Genomic DNA, 16,633 nt, shown 5'->3' with positions numbered 1-16,633 from the left:
ACGCCGAGGCGGGCGGTGACAGCGGCATGTCGCCTGCTGACACCGCCCGCCCCGCCTGATCAGCCAGCGAATCGGGATCTCCGCGACGCCCAGGTTGTCCTCCATCGCACCCGTGCCGCGATACGCGACAAGCCCTACAGGTCCCCGTCCATCAGCCCGGACTGCACCAGCGGGTTCCCACGTCGACGGGTGACGAAGACTCCGCGCCCCGGAGGCATCGGGCGCGGTCGTACGTTGCCGAGGATGTCCCCCTCGATGGGGTCACCCGACAGCATCAGGCCCTGCGCTCCCAGTTCCAGGATGCGCTGCATGAAGGGCTCGTACAGCGCACGGCCCGCCCCCGCCGTGCTGCGGGCGATGATGAACCGCACGCCGACGTCACGGGCGAACGGCAGCATCTCCGTGAGCGCGCCCAGCGGGTTGCCGCTGGACGTCGAGACCAGGTCGTAGTCGTCGACGACCACGTACACCGTCGGGCCGCTCCACCAGCTGCGGTCGCGCAGCTCCTGGGCGGTGACCTCGGGCGAGGGCGTACGACGCTTCATCAGGTCGTACAGCGCGTCCGTGTGGTGCTCCATGTTGTTGGACATGGGCACGTACTCCGCCAGGTGCGTCGCGGGAGTGACGTCCAGGAGCGCTCGCCGGTTGTCGATGACGAAGAACTTGGCGGTGTTCCCGTCGTACCTCTCGGTCAGCTGCTTGATGAGCAGGCGCAGCAGATTCGACTTGCCGGACTCGCTCTCGCCGAACACCAGGAAGAACGGGTCGCGCTCGAAGTCGAGGAAGACCGGCTCCAGGTTGTTCTCGTCGATACCGAAGGCGATGCCACGGTCCGGCTGCGCGTGGCCCGCGGGCAGCTCGCGGACCGGGAGTTCGCGGGGCAGCAGACGGACCGCGGGGGCGGGCGCCGCGGTCCAGTGGCGGGAGACCTCCTGGTTCATGGCCGCTGTGGCCTCGGAGAGGTCGCTGTCGGAGTTGATGCCGTCGATCCGCGGTACCGCGGCCATGAAGTGGAGCTTCTCCGGCGTGAGACCGCGCCCGGGTACACCGGCGGGCACGTTGACCGCGGCCTTGCGGTCCAGCTCGGAGTCCATGACGTCACCGAGCCGCAGTTCGAGCCGGTTCATCAGGTGGTCCTTCAGGTTGGCCCGTACCTCCATGGAACGCGACGCCGTGACGATCAGGTGGATGCCGTAGCCGAGCCCGCGCTGCGCGATGTCGACGGCAGCCGACTCCAGGCCCTCGTAGTCCGTACGGAAGTTGCCCCAGCCGTCGATGAGCAGGAAGACGTCGCCCCACGGCTGATCCGTCGCCGAGATGTCACCGCGCGCCCGCAGCCTGCGGAACGTGGCGATCGAGTCGATGCCCGCGCTGCGGAAGTACTCCTCACGGCGCGCCATGATCCCGTACACCTCGGAGACCGTACGACGCACCCGTTCGGGGTCGAGCCGGGACGCGATCCCTCCGACGTGCGGCAGACCGGAGACCGAGGCAAGGCCGCCGCCACCGAAGTCGAGCCCGTAGAACTGGACCTCCTGCGGAGTGTGGGTGAGGGCGAAGCCCGCGATGAGCGTGCGCAGCAGCGTGGACTTGCCCGACTGCGGACCGCCCGTGATCTGCATGTGGCCCGCCGCACCGGAGAAGTCACGGTAGAGCGTGTCGCGCCGCTGCTCGTAGGGCTTGTCGACCACGCCCAGCGGGACGACGAGGCGCCCCGAGCCTTCGAACCCGGGCTGGGTCAGCCCCCGGCCCTCGACCGGGGAGAGCCCCGGCAGGAGCTCGTCCAGCGACGGCGGGTTGTCCAGCGGAGGCAGCCACACCTGGTGTGCGGAGGCCCCCCGGCCCTCCAACCGGCGCACGATCACGTCGAGCACGGTGTCGGCGAGCGCGTCGTCCTCGGCCTTGCGCGCATCGGGTACGGAGGCCTGCGCCGTCGGCTGTACGTAGCGGACCGGCACCGGAGCCGCGGTGAACAGCACCGGCCTGCGGTCCACCGGCAGAGGGCCGGAGGACGCGGCAGGCTGGGTGCCAGAGCGGTACACCCCGGAGACGTACGCCGCCTTGAAGCGCACCATCTCGTCCGTGCCGTACTTCAGATAGCCCGAACCGGGGACATTGGGCAGGTGGTAGGCGTCGGGCACGCCCAGCGCCGCACGTGACTCGCCCGCGGAGAAGGTACGCAGACCGATCCGGTACGACAGATAGGTCTCCAGGCCGCGCAGCCGCCCCTCCTCGAGGCGCTGCGAGGCCAGCAGCAGATGGACGCCCAGCGAACGGCCGATGCGCCCGATCTGCACGAACATCTCGATGAAGTCGGGCTTCGCGGTCAGCAGTTCGCTGAACTCGTCGATGACCAGGACGAGCGAGGGAATGGGCTGCAGCGGTGCACCTGCGGCCCGCGCCTTCTCGTAGTCGTGGATGTTGGCGTAGTTGCCCGCGTCGCGCAGCATCTCCTGGCGGCGGTTGAGCTCACCGCTGATGGAGTCGCCCATGCGGTCCACCAGCGTCAGGTCGTCCGCGAGGTTGGTGATCACCGCTGCGACGTGGGGCATCTGCGCCATACCCGCGAAGGTGGCGCCACCCTTGAAGTCCGCGAGGACGAAGTTCAGCGTCTCCGAGGTATGGGTGACGGCAAGACCCAGTACGAGCGTACGGAGCAGCTCGGACTTGCCGGAACCGGTGGCGCCCACACACAGGCCGTGCGGCCCCATGCCCTCCTGCGCCGCCTCCTTGAGGTCCAGCATCACCGGGGCGCCGTCCTCGCCCACGCCGATCGGGACCCGGAGCCGCTCCGCCTGCGAGCGCGCCCGCCAGGTCCGGCTCACGTCGACCGACGCGGCGTCACCGAGATTCAGCAGATCGGTGAACTCCAGGTTGGCGAGGAGCGGTTCGTCGTCGTCCCCGCCCGAGGCCACGTGGAGCGGGGCCAGTTGCCGTGCCAGTGCCTCCGCGGCCTCGTGGCCCAGAAGGTCGGGAAGGCCGTCGTACACCAGGCCGTGCCCCGACTCCAACTGCAGCGAGTGGGGATCCACGACGACGGAGAGGCCGCCGCGCGCCCCGTTGACCTGGCCCGTGACGATCTCGACGACCGTCACGCCCTGAAGGCCCTCGGCCGATGCGAGCGCGGACGTCGCAGGTACGGACTCGCCGTCGAGCACGACGACGATGTGCGGCTGGTCGAGGAGCGGCTGACCACCCGGCTGGAAACGGGGCCGGCCGTCGAAACGGCCCGCGAGCATCTCCTCCAGCTCCGCGACGTCGGTGGTGAGCAGACGACGGCTGCCGGCGCCGTCGACGGAGCCCGGCACCTGGACGTGCGGGAGCCACTTCGCCCATTCCCAGCGCGGAGCGGAGCCGCGGCCGGTCGCGACGGCGATGATCAGGTCCTCGGGGGAGTGCAGCGAGGCGAGCGAGCCGACCATCGCGCGGGCGGCGGCACGCGCGGACTCCGACTCGCCGCTGATCGTCAGGTGGTAGAAGGCACGGAGCGAGACCGCCATCGGCAGCCCGTCCAGCGTGCTGTGGGTCGTCAGGAACTGCTGCATCGCCCCGGCGGTCAGCGGCTCCAGTTCGTCGACCGGCGCGGTGTCGGGTGCGACGAGCGGCGTGGCGAGTTCCTGGCTGCCCAGGCCGATGCGTACGTGCGCGAAGTCCGCGTCCCCGATACGGCGCTCCCACACCCGGCTGCCCTCGGCGACGAGCGCCCACAGCTGCTCCGGGGACGGGTGGAGATAGAACTGCGCGTCGCGCTGCTCCCGGGCGGTCTTCAGTACGACGCGTCTGGTCTGCGTCAGGTACTTCAGATAGTCGCGCCGCATGTCCGCGAGTTGACCCTGGGTGCCTCGCCGGAAGCGAATGATCATGGCGATCGCCATCGCGATGGTCGACGCGATCATGATCATGCCCATGATCCGCATGATGGGGTTCGGCGTCATGAAGAAGAAGACGACGGAACCACCCATGCCGAGCATCGGCAGCAGCTGCATCATCACCCCCTCCTGCTGCCCGCGAGGCAACTCGGGCGGAGGTTGCAAGTGCACCTGCTCGCCCGGAACTTCGGAGGGGAGGGCCCGCGGTGGGCGCTTGACGACGATCTGGCTCACAGCTCACCAATTCCCTTGCCGGACGGAACTGTTCCTATCGGCGCCCCCGTGGCGACGGGTTCCGTCCGCGGGAGGATCCTACTGGCGTACCCGGTGACCCCAGGGCGGTAGGGTGTCGCGACGGTGTACGCATCCGCTAACTACCGCAAAAAAATGGGTCATTCGGGACGCAGGCGGAGCCCGTGATCCAGGGGTGCGTATTTCGGGAGATCCAGGAGAACCATGAGGGGGAGCAGCACGTGACTATGACGGCCCAAACGGCGGCTACCGGATCCGGCCGGACGGGTCCCGGAGTTCCGGCCGGCAACGGAACCGGCTTCTGCCGGATCACGGTCGTCGCGCCCGACGGACGCGTCGACGTGGCGCTGCCCGAGGACGTCCCCGTCGCCGACCTCTACCCGGAGATCCTCCGGCTTTCGGGGCAGAGCCCCACCCCGGGCGCTCCGGTCGGCTACCACCTGGTGCGCCGTGACGGCACCGTCCTCGACAGCGGACGCACGCTGGCCGGCCAGCGCATCCTCGACGGCGAACTGCTGTCCCTGCGGCCCTTCTCGGAATCGCTGCCCCCTGCGGTCTTCGACGACGTGTCCGACGCCGTCGCCACCGCCGTCGCCCGCGACCGCACCCTCTGGGGCGACAGCCTCATGCGTTCGGCCGGCCTCTTCGGCGGATCGGTCCTGCTGGTCCTGCTCAGCTTCGTGCTGTGGACCTCCGACCTCCGGCACGACATGCACGGCCTGCCGGGCATCCTGGCCGCCGTCACCGCCCTGCTCCTCCTCGCGCTGGCCTGCGTGCGCGCGCGTGTCTACGCGGACCGCGGTTCGTCCATCTCGCTGGGGATCGGCGTGCTCACCAACGCAGCGGTCGCCGGGGCCGGGCTCCTGCCGCTCAGCGACGGCCAAGGCATCGGCAGGCTCCAGTTCCTGCTCGCCTGCGCGGCCGTGCTGGTGGCGTCGGTGATCCTCATGATCGCCGCGCCCGAAGGCGACGGCACGTTCGTCGCGTTCGTGTTCGCCTCGGCCATCGGCCTGCTGGTGACCTTCGTCGCGATCATGACCGGCATGGAACCGGCCGAGACCGCAGCCGTGTGCGCGCCCCTCTCCGTGGGGCTCCTCGCCTTCCTGCCCGGCCTCTCCACCCGCTTCGCCCGCCTCCCGATCGGCTTCGAGCCGCCCCGCACCACCACGGGCGACTACGGGGCGTCCGACCCGGCGCCGCAGGGCCCGGTCGACGCCGGCCGCATCGCCGCCCAGGCGCGGCGTGGCCACGAACTGCTCGTCGGTCTGGTCGGCGGATGCGCGCTGGTGGCCGTGGGAGCCGCAGCGGTGCTCGGCTTCTCGGACAGCATCTGGGGCCAGCTGCTGGCGCTCGCCACCGGCATCGCGATGCTGATGCGCGCCCACCTGTTCCGCTACACCGCCCAGGTCGGCTGCGCCCTGGGGGCGGGCCTCGCCGCACTCGTGCTCCTCGGCCTCGGACTGTCGCTCAACCCGCCGGTCGCGCTGATCCGTGAGGCGTTCAAGGGGGACAGCGGCGGACTCGACATCCGTACGATCTGGCTCACCGCCGCGGTCGCCGGTGTCGCCGCGCTGATCACGGCCATAGGGCTGATCGTGCCGCGCAAGGGAGTCACCCCGTTCTGGGGCCGTTTCCTGGAGATCGCCGAGGCGTGCGTGCTCCTGACACTGCTGCCGCTGTGCCTCGCCGTCTTCGAGGTCTACCACTCGATCCGCGCACTCACCAGCTGACACCCGTCCGGGGGCGCTCCGAACGGCTGGTACTCTGTCCAGTGGCCGTTTGTGTACGCGTCCCCGGATCATCCTGGGGGCTGCGCTCATCGGACCTTCGCCTCCGAGTCATGGAAGCTCCCCTGAGATCAAGACCAGGGGCACTCGTGGGCGCATCGAACACCAAGAGGAGTATGCGTGCCGCTCGACGCCGCTACGAAGAAGCAGATCATGTCCGAGTTCGCCCAGAAGGAGGGTGACACCGGATCCCCCGAGGTCCAGGTCGCCATGCTCTCCCGCCGGATCTCGGACCTGACGGAGCACCTCAAGACGCACAAGCACGACCACCACTCCCGTCGTGGTCTGCTGATCCTGGTCGGCCAGCGTCGCCGCCTCCTTCAGTACCTGGCCAAGAAGGACATCCAGCGCTTCCGTGCGCTCGTCGACCGCCTCGGCATCCGCCGTGGTGCGGCCGGCGGCGCCAAGTAAGGACGCTGTGGGAGGGAGCGGTTCCCCGATTCCAGGGGGCCGCTCCCTTTGCTGTACGTGCGGGACCGGGGTCAGGCTCAGTAACCTGGACGCACGAGAACGAGGAGAGGCGCCTACGGCCGCCGCCGGTCCTCGGTAGTGGCCCCCGGGACAACGCCCGGGAGCTTCGATCGAAGACCGGCCTCGCACACAAGGTGCGCCTCTCCGCACCGTCCTGCGCCACACGGGCGCCAGGACGAAAGACGACGAGTATGGAGAAATCACTAGTGGAGAACGAGACCCACTACGCCGAGGCCGTTATCGACAACGGAACCTTCGGCACCCGCACCATCCGCTTCGAGACGGGCCGCCTCGCCAAGCAGGCCGCCGGCTCCGCCGTCGCGTACCTGGACGACGACACCATGGTGCTGTCGGCCACCACCGCTTCCAAGCGGCCCAAGGACAACCTCGACTTCTTCCCCCTCACGGTGGACGTCGAGGAGCGGCAGTACGCCGCCGGCAAGATCCCCGGCTCCTTCTTCCGCCGGGAGGGCCGCCCCTCCGAGGACGCGATCCTCACCTGCCGCCTGATCGACCGCCCGCTGCGCCCCTCCTTCAAGAAGGGCCTGCGCAACGAGATCCAGATCGTCGAGACGATCATGGCGCTCAACCCCGACCACCTGTACGACGTGGTCGCGATCAACGCCGCCTCCGCTTCCACGATCCTGGCGGGCCTGCCCTTCTCCGGCCCGATCGGCGCCACCCGCGTCGCCCTGATCAAGGGCCAGTGGGTCGCGTTCCCGACGCACACCGAGCTCGAGGACGCCGTCTTCGACATGGTCGTCGCCGGTCGCGTCCTCGAGGACGGCGACGTCGCGATCATGATGGTCGAGGCCGAGGCCACCGAGAAGACCATCCAGCTCGTCCAGGACGGTGCCGAGGCCCCGACCGAAGAGGTCGTCGCCGCCGGTCTCGAAGCCGCGAAGCCCTTCATCAAGGCGCTCTGCAAGGCCCAGTCCGACCTCGCCTCCAAGGCTGCCAAGCCCACCGGCGAGTTCCCGGTCTTCCTCGACTACCAGGACGACGTCCTGGAGGCGCTCACCGGTGCCGTCAGCACCGAGCTCGCCAAGGCGCTCACCATCGCCGGCAAGCAGGAGCGCGAGGCGGAGCTGGACCGCATCAAGGAGATCGCGGGCGAGAAGCTCCTCCCGGCCTTCGAAGGCCGCGAGAAGGAGATCTCCGGTGCCTACCGCGCGCTGACCAAGAAGCTGGTCCGCGAGCGCGTCATCAAGGACAAGGTCCGCATCGACGGCCGTGGCGTCACGGACATCCGTACGCTCGCCGCCGAGGTCGAGGCCATCCCGCGCGTGCACGGCTCGGCGCTGTTCGAGCGTGGCGAGACCCAGATCCTGGGCGTCACCACCCTCAACATGCTCCGTATGGAGCAGCAGCTGGACACCCTCTCCCCGGTGACCCGCAAGCGCTACATGCACAACTACAACTTCCCGCCGTACTCGGTCGGTGAGACCGGCCGCGTGGGCTCGCCCAAGCGCCGCGAGATCGGCCACGGCGCGCTCGCCGAGCGCGCCATCGTGCCGGTGCTGCCGTCGCGCGAGGAGTTCCCCTACGCGATCCGCCAGGTCTCCGAGGCGCTGGGCTCCAACGGCTCCACGTCCATGGGCTCGGTCTGCGCCTCCACCATGTCCCTGCTGAACGCCGGTGTGCCCCTCAAGGCCGCCGTCGCCGGTATCGCCATGGGCCTGATCTCGCAGGAGATCGACGGCAAGACCCACTACGTCGCCCTCACCGACATCCTCGGTGCGGAGGACGCCTTCGGCGACATGGACTTCAAGGTCGCCGGTACGAAGCAGTTCGTGACCGCGCTCCAGCTCGACACCAAGCTCGACGGCATTCCCGCCTCGGTCCTGGCCGCCGCGCTGAAGCAGGCCCGTGACGCGCGTCTGCACATCCTGGACGTCATGAACGAGGCCATCGACGTCCCGGACGAGATGTCCCCGAACGCCCCGCGGATCATCACAGTCAAGATCCCGGTGGACAAGATCGGTGAGGTCATCGGCCCCAAGGGCAAGATGATCAACCAGATCCAGGAGGACACCGGCGCCGACATCACGATCGAGGACGACGGCACCATCTACATCGGTGCCCAGCAGGGCTCGCAGGCCGAGGCCGCCCGCGCCACGATCAACGCGATCGCCAACCCGACCATGCCGGAGGTCGGCGAGCGCTACCTGGGTACGGTCGTCAAGACCACCACCTTCGGTGCGTTCGTCTCCCTGATGCCCGGCAAGGACGGCCTGCTGCACATCTCGCAGATCCGCAAGCTCGCCGGTGGCAAGCGCGTGGAGAACGTCGAGGACGTGCTCGGCGTCGGCGCCAAGGTCCAGGTCGAGATCGCGGAGATCGACTCCCGCGGCAAGCTCTCCCTCATCCCCGTCGTCGAGGGTGAAGAGGACGAGAAGAAGGACGACACCGACAAGTGACGTCCCGTAGTTCCGTGACGACGGCCCGCACCTCCTCGGAGGCGCGGGCCGTCGCCCGTACCCAAACGCTTCTCAAGGGCAGCAACGGCATCGGCACGGTCCGCCGCACGGTCCTCCCCGGCGGCCTCAGGATCGTCACCGAGACCCTGCCCTCCGTCCGCTCCGCCACCTTCGGGATCTGGGCCAACGTCGGATCACGCGACGAGACGCCCACCCTGAACGGCGCGACGCACTACCTCGAACACCTCCTCTTCAAGGGCACCGCCAAGCGCAGCGCCCTCGACATCTCCTCCGCGATCGACGCGGTCGGCGGCGAGATGAACGCCTTCACGGCGAAGGAGTACACCTGCTACTACGCGCGGGTCCTGGACACCGACCTGCCGCTGGCCATCGATGTCGTCTGCGACATGCTGACCGGCTCGCTGATCGCCCCCGAGGACGTCGACGCCGAGCGCGGCGTCATCCTCGAGGAGATCGCCATGACGGAGGACGACCCGGGCGACTGCGTGCACGACCTGTTCGCGCACACGATGCTGGGCGACACCCCGCTCGGCCGCCCGGTCCTCGGCACGGTCGACACGATCAACGCGCTGAACCGGGGCCAGATCGCCCGCTTCTACAAGAAGCACTACGACCCCACGAACCTCGTCGTCGCCGCGGCGGGCAACGTCGACCACGCCACGGTCGTACGCCAGGTCCGCAGGGCCTTCGAGCGCGCGGGCGCCCTGACCAGCACCGACGCCGTACCCAGAACGCCGCGTGAGGGCTCCCGCACACTGCGCACCGCGGGCAGGGTCGAGCTGCTGAACCGCAAGACCGAGCAGGCCCACGTCGTCCTCGGCATGCCCGGACTGGCCAGGACCGACGAGCGCCGCTGGGCGCTCGGCGTCCTGAACACCGCACTCGGCGGAGGCATGAGCTCACGCCTCTTCCAGGAGGTGCGGGAGAAGCGCGGCCTCGCCTACAGCGTGTACTCGTACACCTCGGGCTTCGCCGACTGCGGCCTCTTCGGTGTGTACGCGGGCTGCCGGCCCAGCCAGGTGCACGACGTCCTCAAGATCTGCCGCGACGAGCTCGACCGTGCGGCGACGGACGGCCTCGGTGACGAGGAGATCAGCCGTGCCATCGGCCAGCTCGCAGGCTCGACCGTCCTCGGCCTGGAGGACACCGGTGCGCTGATGAACCGCATCGGCAAGAGCGAGCTGTGCTGGGGCGAGCAGATGTCGGTCGACGACATGCTGGCGAAGATCGCGGCGGTCACCCCCGACGAGGTCCGCGCGGTGGCGGCCGATGTCCTCGGACACCGTCCCTCGCTGTCGGTCATCGGGCCGCTCAAGGACAAGCAGGCGGACCGTCTCCACGAAACGGTCTCCTGACCCGGTTTCTCCACCCCTCAGTCAAGGAAGCAGAGCACATGAGCAAGCTGCGCGTGGCCGTTCTCGGCGCCCAGGGACGCATCGGGTCCGAGGCCGTACGAGCCGTCGAGGCCGCCGGCGACATGGAGCTGGTGGCCGCACTCGGCCGCGGCGACAAGCTGGAGACCCTCACGGAAACCGGCGCACAGGCCGTCGTCGAGCTCACCACCCCCGCGTCGGTGATGGACAACCTCGACTTCTGTGTCCGGCACGGCATCCACGCGGTCGTCGGTACCACGGGCTGGACCGACGAACGGCTCGCGCAGCTGAACACCTGGCTCTCCGGCTCCCCGGAGACCGGTGTGCTCATCGCGCCGAACTTCTCCATCGGCGCGGTCCTCACCATGAAGTTCGCGGCGCAGGCCGCCCGCTACTTCGAGTCGGTCGAGGTCATCGAGCTCCACCATCCCAACAAGGCAGACGCCCCCTCCGGCACCGCCACCCGCACCGCCCAGCTCATCGCCGAGGCCCGGCGGACGGCCGGCTGCCCCCCGCAGCCGGACGCCACCGCCACGGCACTGGACGGCGCCCGCGGCGCGGACGTCGACGGAGTCCCGGTCCACTCGGTCCGGCTCCGCGGCCTCCTCGCCCACCAGGAGGTCCTGCTGGGCGGCGAGGGTGAGACCCTCACCCTCCGCCACGACTCGCTGCACCACAGCAGCTTCATGCCGGGCATTCTGCTCGGCACCCGCCGCGTGGTAACCACTCCCGGCCTCACCTTCGGCCTGGAACACTTCCTCGACCTGAACTGACTGGGCCCAACCCATGCGCGCAAAGCTCACGTACGCCGTCACCGCTGCCGTCCTGGTCTTCTACTTCGTCCTGGCCGGCAGCCGCGGCGTCCTCCTCATCCGGCACGGCACGCTGCTCACGGTCACCTTCGGCGTGGCGGTACTGATCCTGCCGGTGATCGGGGTCTGGTTCCTCTGGAAGAACACCCAGTTCGTCCGCAGGGCCAACGCCCTCGCGGCGGAACTGGACGCGGAGGGCGGTCTCCCCGTCGACGAGCTGCTGCGCACCCCGTCCGGGCGTATCGACCGGGACTCCGCCGACGCCGTGTTCACACAACGCCGCGAGGAGACCGAGGACAGCCCGGACGACTGGCGCTGCTGGTTCCGGCTGGCCGTCGCCTACCAGGACGCCAGGGACACCCCACGGGCCCGTAAGGCGATGCAGCGCGCCATCGCCCTGCACGCGAACAAGCCGGTACGCGCCTGAGCGGCGCCGTACCGGCTTGTCGGCGGGGTCTGCGGCCCCGGCTGTGCGGTCAGGATCAGTCCGTGAGGTACTCGTCGCCCCAGGCCTCGATCGTGTCGGTGGCCCGCTCGAACGCCTCGCCACGGGCCAGGAAGTCCGCGTTGTGGTCCGTGACCAGCGGCGGCAGCGCCTCACCGCCCCGGCGCACCACGACAAGGGCCTGGCCCTGGACGGTCCGCGGGAATCCCAGCCACCTCACCGGCTGCTGGACCGTGCGGACCGACGCGGCCTGGTCCCACGGCACCGTCGTCGTCAGGAAGAAGCCCACCCGGCGCACACCGTGCCGGCTGACCCAGGCACCGACCCGCAGCAGCCGCAGCGCGCTGGTGATCAACAGCCCGGCGAGCACGAAACACGCGCCGGCGCCGGAGATCGATCCGGCCAACGAGATGATCATGGCCGCGAGCAGTACGAAGGACGCGAGCAGCAGCACGGTGGCCGCGGCTGCGACCCGCCACGGGCCGGGACGGTAGGGCCGCCGCCAGCTGTCGTGGTCGTCGAACGGCAGCGCGATGTCCTCTGCGCCCGCGTCGAATGCGCGGTCGGCCGTCAGAAAGGGCAGGGGCACGACTGATCCTCACTCACAAGCACGCTCGATTGCTGTGCCCGGTGAGGCTACCGAGCACCCCACCTGCCGACCACCCCAGGGGGCCCGTACGGCTCAGCGGTGCCGGGACGCCTCGGACTTCTGACCGTGCGCGGGCGTCTGGTCGGTGCTGAGGGCGGGGACGCCGAACAGCAGCGATCCCGCGAGGCCCGCGACCACCGTCAGCCCGACGAGGGAACGGCCGACCCACTCGGAGACGCTGGCACGCTCCCGGGGCGGCGGAGTGACATTACTGCGGAACCTGTCGGCCTCGGCGACGAACGAGAACGGGACGGATTCACGCCGGCGGAACATGAGGTAACTCTCCTTGAACTCTGTAGCGGGTGCTGCTAATGAGTCAGACGTACGGGAGGGGCGATCGGTGCCCCGAATCGCCGAACGGGTCCAAGAATTCCTGCGGACGGATGCGCGTCCCCCGAGCGGCTGCGCTCGGACGGACGTCTTCCCGGCAGTCGCCGGATAATGCGCCCCCGGCCGGGCCCGTAGAGTGGACGCCGCCCGAGCGACGCCATTGGAAGGACCCCCGCCGGTGACCGACACCCCCGAGCCCACGAAAGCTCACTTCCGCAGCGATGTCACCGTTGACCTGGTGAAATCTGCCGCCAGCGACTCCGACGTGCTGTTCGCAGCCCGTGTGTCCACGGCCGGTGAGCAGTCCCTGGAAGAGGTCACCAAGGACCCCGAGCGCTCCAAGGGGCTCATCAACTACCTGATGCGGGACCGGCACGGAAGCCCGTTCGAGCACAACTCGATGACCTTCTTCATCAGCGCCCCGATCTTCGTGTTCCGCGAGTTCATGCGGCACCGCGTGGGCTGGTCGTACAACGAGGAATCGGGCCGCTACAGGGAGCTCGAGCCGGTCTTCTACGTCCCGGGGGAGACCCGCAAGCTCATCCAGCAGGGCCGCCCCGGCAAGTACGAATTCGTCGAGGGCACCCCGGAGCAGCACGAGCTCACGAGCCGCGTCATGGAGGACTCCTACCGCCAGGCGTACGACGCCTACCAGGAGATGCTCGCCGCCGGAGTCGCCCGCGAGGTCGCCCGTGCGGTACTCCCGGTCGGGCTCTTCTCCACGATGTACGCCACGTGCAACGCCCGCTCGCTGATGCACTTCCTCGGCCTGCGTACCCAGCACGAACTCGCGAAGGTCCCGTCCTTCCCGCAGCGCGAGATCGAAATGGTCGGCGAACAGATGGAGCAGCACTGGCAGCAGCTCATGCCGCTCACTCATGCCGCCTTCAACAAAAACGGACGGGTAGCCCCGTAGGCGGTGTCCGTATTGCGGCGTTTCATGAAGTTCATCTAGGCTGATCAAACGGACCCGGTACTGCCTGAACCCCCGAGCAGGCAGTACCGGGCTCCACTTCCCCGTCCCCCCGAGGGACCACGGCGCTCCGAGCAACGAGTAGCGTGTTACCCATGGCTCCGATCTCCACTCCGCAGACCCCCTTCGGGCGGGTCCTCACCGCTATGGTCACGCCCTTCACGGCGGACGGCGCACTCGACCTCGACGGTGCCCAGCGGCTCGCCGCCCATCTGGTGGACGCAGGCAATGACGGCTTGGTCGTCAACGGCACCACCGGCGAGTCCCCGACCACCAGCGACGCGGAGAAAGACCAGCTCGTAAGGGCTGTACTCGCAGCAGTGGGGGACCGGGCCCACGTCGTCGCCGGCATCGGCACCAACGACACCCGCCACAGCATCGAGCTGGCCCGCACCGCGGAGCGCTCCGGCGCCCACGGCCTCCTCGCCGTCACGCCGTACTACAACAAGCCGCCGCAGGAAGGCCTCCTGCGTCACTTCACCGCCATCGCGGACTCCACCGGACTGCCGGTGATGCTCTACGACATTCCCGGCCGCAGCGGTGTGCCGATCGACACAGAGACGCTGGTACGGCTGGCCGAGCATCCCCGTATCGTCGCGAACAAGGACGCCAAGGGAGACCTTGGCCGCGCCAGCTGGGCGATTTCCGAGTCCGGACTCGCCTGGTACTCCGGCGACGACATGCTCAACCTCCCGCTGCTCTCGGTCGGTGCCGTCGGCATCGTCTCCGTCGTCGGCCACGTCGTCACCCCTGACCTGCGCGCGCTCATCGAGGCCTACCGCGGCGGCGACGTACAGAAGGCCACCGAGATCCACCAGCAGCTGCTCCCGGTCTTCACCGGGATGTTCCGCACCCAAGGTGTGATCACCACCAAGGCCGCACTCACACTGCAGGGCCTGCCCGCCGGCCCGCTGCGCCTCCCCCTGGTGGAACTCACCGCACAGGAGACGGCCCAGCTCAAGATCGATCTGGCTGCCGGCGGGGTACAGCTGTAACCACGGACTTCACAACTGAATACGCGAGGTCACTCGCAACAGAAACACCACCTGACAACAGCAAGTGCACGAATGACATGCGCGCCACGTGCCCTCAGCGGTACGTGGCGCGCGTGGTAAGGAGAGTCTTTTGAGTCATCCGCATCCTGAACTCGGTACCCCGCCGAAGCTCCCGAAGGGCGGCCTGCGCGTCACCCCGCTCGGCGGCCTGGGCGAAATCGGCCGCAACATGACGGTCTTCGAGTACGGCGGACGCCTGCTCATCGTCGACTGCGGTGTCCTCTTCCCTGAGGAGGAGCAGCCGGGCATCGACCTGATCCTGCCGGACTTCACCACCATCAGGGACCGCTTGGACGACGTCGAGGGCATCGTCCTCACGCACGGCCACGAGGACCACATCGGCGCCGTCCCCTATCTGCTCCGCCTGAAGCCGGACATCCCGCTCATCGGCTCCAAGCTGACCCTCGCACTCATCGAGGCCAAGCTCCAGGAGCACCGGATCCGTCCCTACACCCTTGAGGTGACCGAGGGACAGCGTGAGCGCATCGGCATCTTCGACTGCGAGTTCATCGCGGTCAACCACTCCATCCCGGACGCCCTCGCGGTCGCCATCCGCACCCCTGCGGGCATGGCCGTCGTGACCGGCGACTTCAAGATGGACCAGCTTCCGCTGGACGGCCGTCTCACGGACCTGCACGCCTTCGCCCGGCTGAGTGAGGAGGGCATCGACCTCCTCCTCTCCGACTCGACGAACGCCGAGGTCCCCGGCTTCGTGCCGCCGGAGCGGGACATCTCGAACGTCCTGCGCACGGTGTTCGCGAACGCCCAGAAGCGCATCATCGTGGCCAGCTTCGCCAGCCACGTCCACCGCATCCAGCAGATCCTGGACGCCGCCCACGAGTACGGCCGCCGCGTCGCCTTCGTCGGACGCTCGATGGTCCGCAACATGGGCATCGCCCGTGATCTGGGTTATCTGAAGGTCCCCGCGGGCCTGGTCGTCGACGTCAAGACGCTGGACGACCTGCCCGACGACGAGGTCGTGCTGGTCTGCACGGGTTCGCAGGGCGAGCCGATGGCGGCCCTGTCCCGGATGGCCAACCGCGACCACCAGATCCGGATCGTCCCGGGCGACACGGTGATCCTCGCGTCGTCCCTGATCCCGGGCAACGAGAACGCGGTCTACCGCGTGATCAACGGCCTGACCCGCTGGGGCGCCAACGTCATCCACAAGGGCAATGCCAAGGTGCACGTCTCCGGCCACGCCTCGGCCGGCGAGCTGCTGTACTTCTACAACATCTGCAAGCCGAAGAACCTCATGCCGGTCCACGGCGAATGGCGCCACCTCAGGGCCAATGCGGAACTCGGCGCGCTGACGGGCGTACCCAAGGACCACATCGTCATCGCCGAGGACGGCGTCGTCGTCGACCTCATCGACGGCAAGGCCAAGATCGTCGGCAAGGTCCAGGCGGGCTATGTGTACGTCGACGGCCTTTCGGTCGGCGATGTCACGGAGACGTCCCTCAAGGACCGCCGCATCCTCGGTGACGAGGGGATCATCTCGGTCTTCATCGTGGTCGACAGCTCCTCGGGCAAGATCGTGGGAGGCCCCCACATCCAGGCCCGCGGCTCGGGTATCGACGACGGTGCGTTCACCGCCGTGGTGCCCAAGGTCGAGGAAGCGCTCAACAAGTCGGCCCAGGACGGAGTGATGGAACCGCACCAGCTCCAGCAGCTGGTCCGCCGCACGGTGGGCAAGTGGGTCTCCGACACCTACCGCCGGCGCCCGATGATCCTTCCGGTCGTCGTCGAGGTCTGACCCGTAGCGCACCAACCAGGAGCGGGGCACCTCGATTTGCATCGGGGCGCCCCGCTCCAGTACGTTTACGGCTCCGCCTGACCGGGAAGCACCGCGCGCAGCCATGCGCGGGGAGCGCATCGTGCGGGTCGGGAATTCCGACTCAGAATCTCTGATAAAGTCGGATCCGCCGAAAGGCAAAGGCCAGTCCACAGGCCATCGGAATCACATTCGGACCGGAAACGGAACGGAAAAGAGTCTGGTAAAGTTGGAATCGCTGGAAAGGGAAAGCGCGAAAGCGAAGAACTGGAAAGCGCAGTAACAATTCTCCTGCTTCGCAGGGGGCCCGCTTCGGCCGGGAATCGGACACGAAAGAGTCTGATAGAGTCGGAAACGCAAGAACGAAGGGAAGCGCCCGGAGGGCCCCGGTGAAACGGGACC

The 16,633-nt window shown here is 68.7% G+C and carries 12 protein-coding genes; 9 read left to right on the top strand and 3 right to left on the bottom strand.

From position 1 onward, the window contains the following. Positions 1–134: 134 nt before the first annotated feature. Entirely contained in the window at positions 135–4,103 is a 3,969-nt protein-coding gene (gene eccCa, locus OG844_RS18845) for a type VII secretion protein EccCa (protein ID WP_406391713.1), read from the bottom strand. Between the two features lie 245 nt (positions 4,104–4,348). On the opposite strand from eccCa, the gene eccD reads away from it, so the two are divergent. The 6 genes from eccD (at position 4,349) to OG844_RS18815 (ending at position 11,432) form a co-directional block, all read left to right on the top strand. Continuing rightward, positions 4,349–5,851 (top strand): type VII secretion integral membrane protein EccD, encoded by a 1,503-nt coding sequence (gene eccD, locus OG844_RS18840; RefSeq protein WP_406396182.1) that lies wholly within the window; start codon positions 4,349–4,351, stop codon positions 5,849–5,851. A gap of 177 nt (positions 5,852–6,028) precedes the next feature. After that, positions 6,029–6,319 carry a 30S ribosomal protein S15 gene (rpsO, locus tag OG844_RS18835; protein ID WP_003965855.1) on the top strand — a complete coding sequence of 97 codons (291 nt, stop codon included), beginning with the start codon at positions 6,029–6,031 and terminating at the stop codon, positions 6,317–6,319. Positions 6,320–6,585: 266 nt separating this feature from the next. After that, a complete protein-coding gene (locus OG844_RS18830) occupies positions 6,586–8,799 on the top strand; it encodes a polyribonucleotide nucleotidyltransferase (protein ID WP_406396181.1) in 2,214 nt (737 codons plus the stop codon). Beyond that, positions 8,796–10,175 carry a M16 family metallopeptidase gene (locus OG844_RS18825; protein WP_406391711.1) on the top strand — a complete coding sequence of 460 codons (1,380 nt, stop codon included), beginning with the start codon at positions 8,796–8,798 and terminating at the stop codon, positions 10,173–10,175. Before OG844_RS18830 ends, OG844_RS18825 begins: the two co-directional genes overlap by 4 nt. A 38-nt stretch (positions 10,176–10,213) precedes the next feature. Further along, positions 10,214–10,966, top strand: a complete 753-nt coding sequence (gene dapB, locus OG844_RS18820; RefSeq protein ID WP_406391709.1) for a 4-hydroxy-tetrahydrodipicolinate reductase — start codon at positions 10,214–10,216, stop codon at positions 10,964–10,966. A 13-nt stretch (positions 10,967–10,979) separates the two neighbouring features. Continuing rightward, on the top strand, positions 10,980–11,432 hold the full coding sequence (locus OG844_RS18815) for a hypothetical protein (protein WP_406391707.1): 453 nt from the start codon (positions 10,980–10,982) through the stop codon (positions 11,430–11,432). Positions 11,433–11,487: 55 nt separating this feature from the next. Here OG844_RS18815 and OG844_RS18810 read toward each other — a convergent pair whose 3' ends face one another. After that, positions 11,488–12,039 (bottom strand): hypothetical protein, encoded by a 552-nt coding sequence (locus tag OG844_RS18810; RefSeq protein WP_406391706.1) that lies wholly within the window; start codon positions 12,037–12,039, stop codon positions 11,488–11,490. Positions 12,040–12,132: 93 nt separating this feature from the next. Next, positions 12,133–12,372 carry a hypothetical protein gene (locus tag OG844_RS18805; RefSeq protein WP_406391704.1) on the bottom strand — a complete coding sequence of 80 codons (240 nt, stop codon included), beginning with the start codon at positions 12,370–12,372 and terminating at the stop codon, positions 12,133–12,135. Between the two features lie 235 nt (positions 12,373–12,607). Here OG844_RS18805 and thyX point away from each other — a divergent pair, with 235 nt between their 5' ends. From thyX to OG844_RS18790, 3 genes are all read left to right on the top strand, one after another. Next, positions 12,608–13,345, top strand: coding sequence for an FAD-dependent thymidylate synthase (gene thyX / locus OG844_RS18800; RefSeq protein ID WP_406391703.1), 738 nt, complete (start codon positions 12,608–12,610; stop codon positions 13,343–13,345). Positions 13,346–13,497: 152 nt separating this feature from the next. Beyond that, positions 13,498–14,397 (top strand): 4-hydroxy-tetrahydrodipicolinate synthase, encoded by a 900-nt coding sequence (dapA, locus tag OG844_RS18795; protein ID WP_406391701.1) that lies wholly within the window; start codon positions 13,498–13,500, stop codon positions 14,395–14,397. A gap of 130 nt (positions 14,398–14,527) precedes the next feature. Beyond that, positions 14,528–16,213, top strand: coding sequence for a ribonuclease J (locus tag OG844_RS18790; RefSeq protein WP_329206795.1), 1,686 nt, complete (start codon positions 14,528–14,530; stop codon positions 16,211–16,213). The last annotated feature ends 420 nt before the right edge of the window (positions 16,214–16,633 follow it).

The sequence above is a fragment of the Streptomyces sp. NBC_00887 genome, from assembly GCF_045207585.1.
This window is presented reverse-complemented; position numbering and strand designations above follow the sequence as displayed.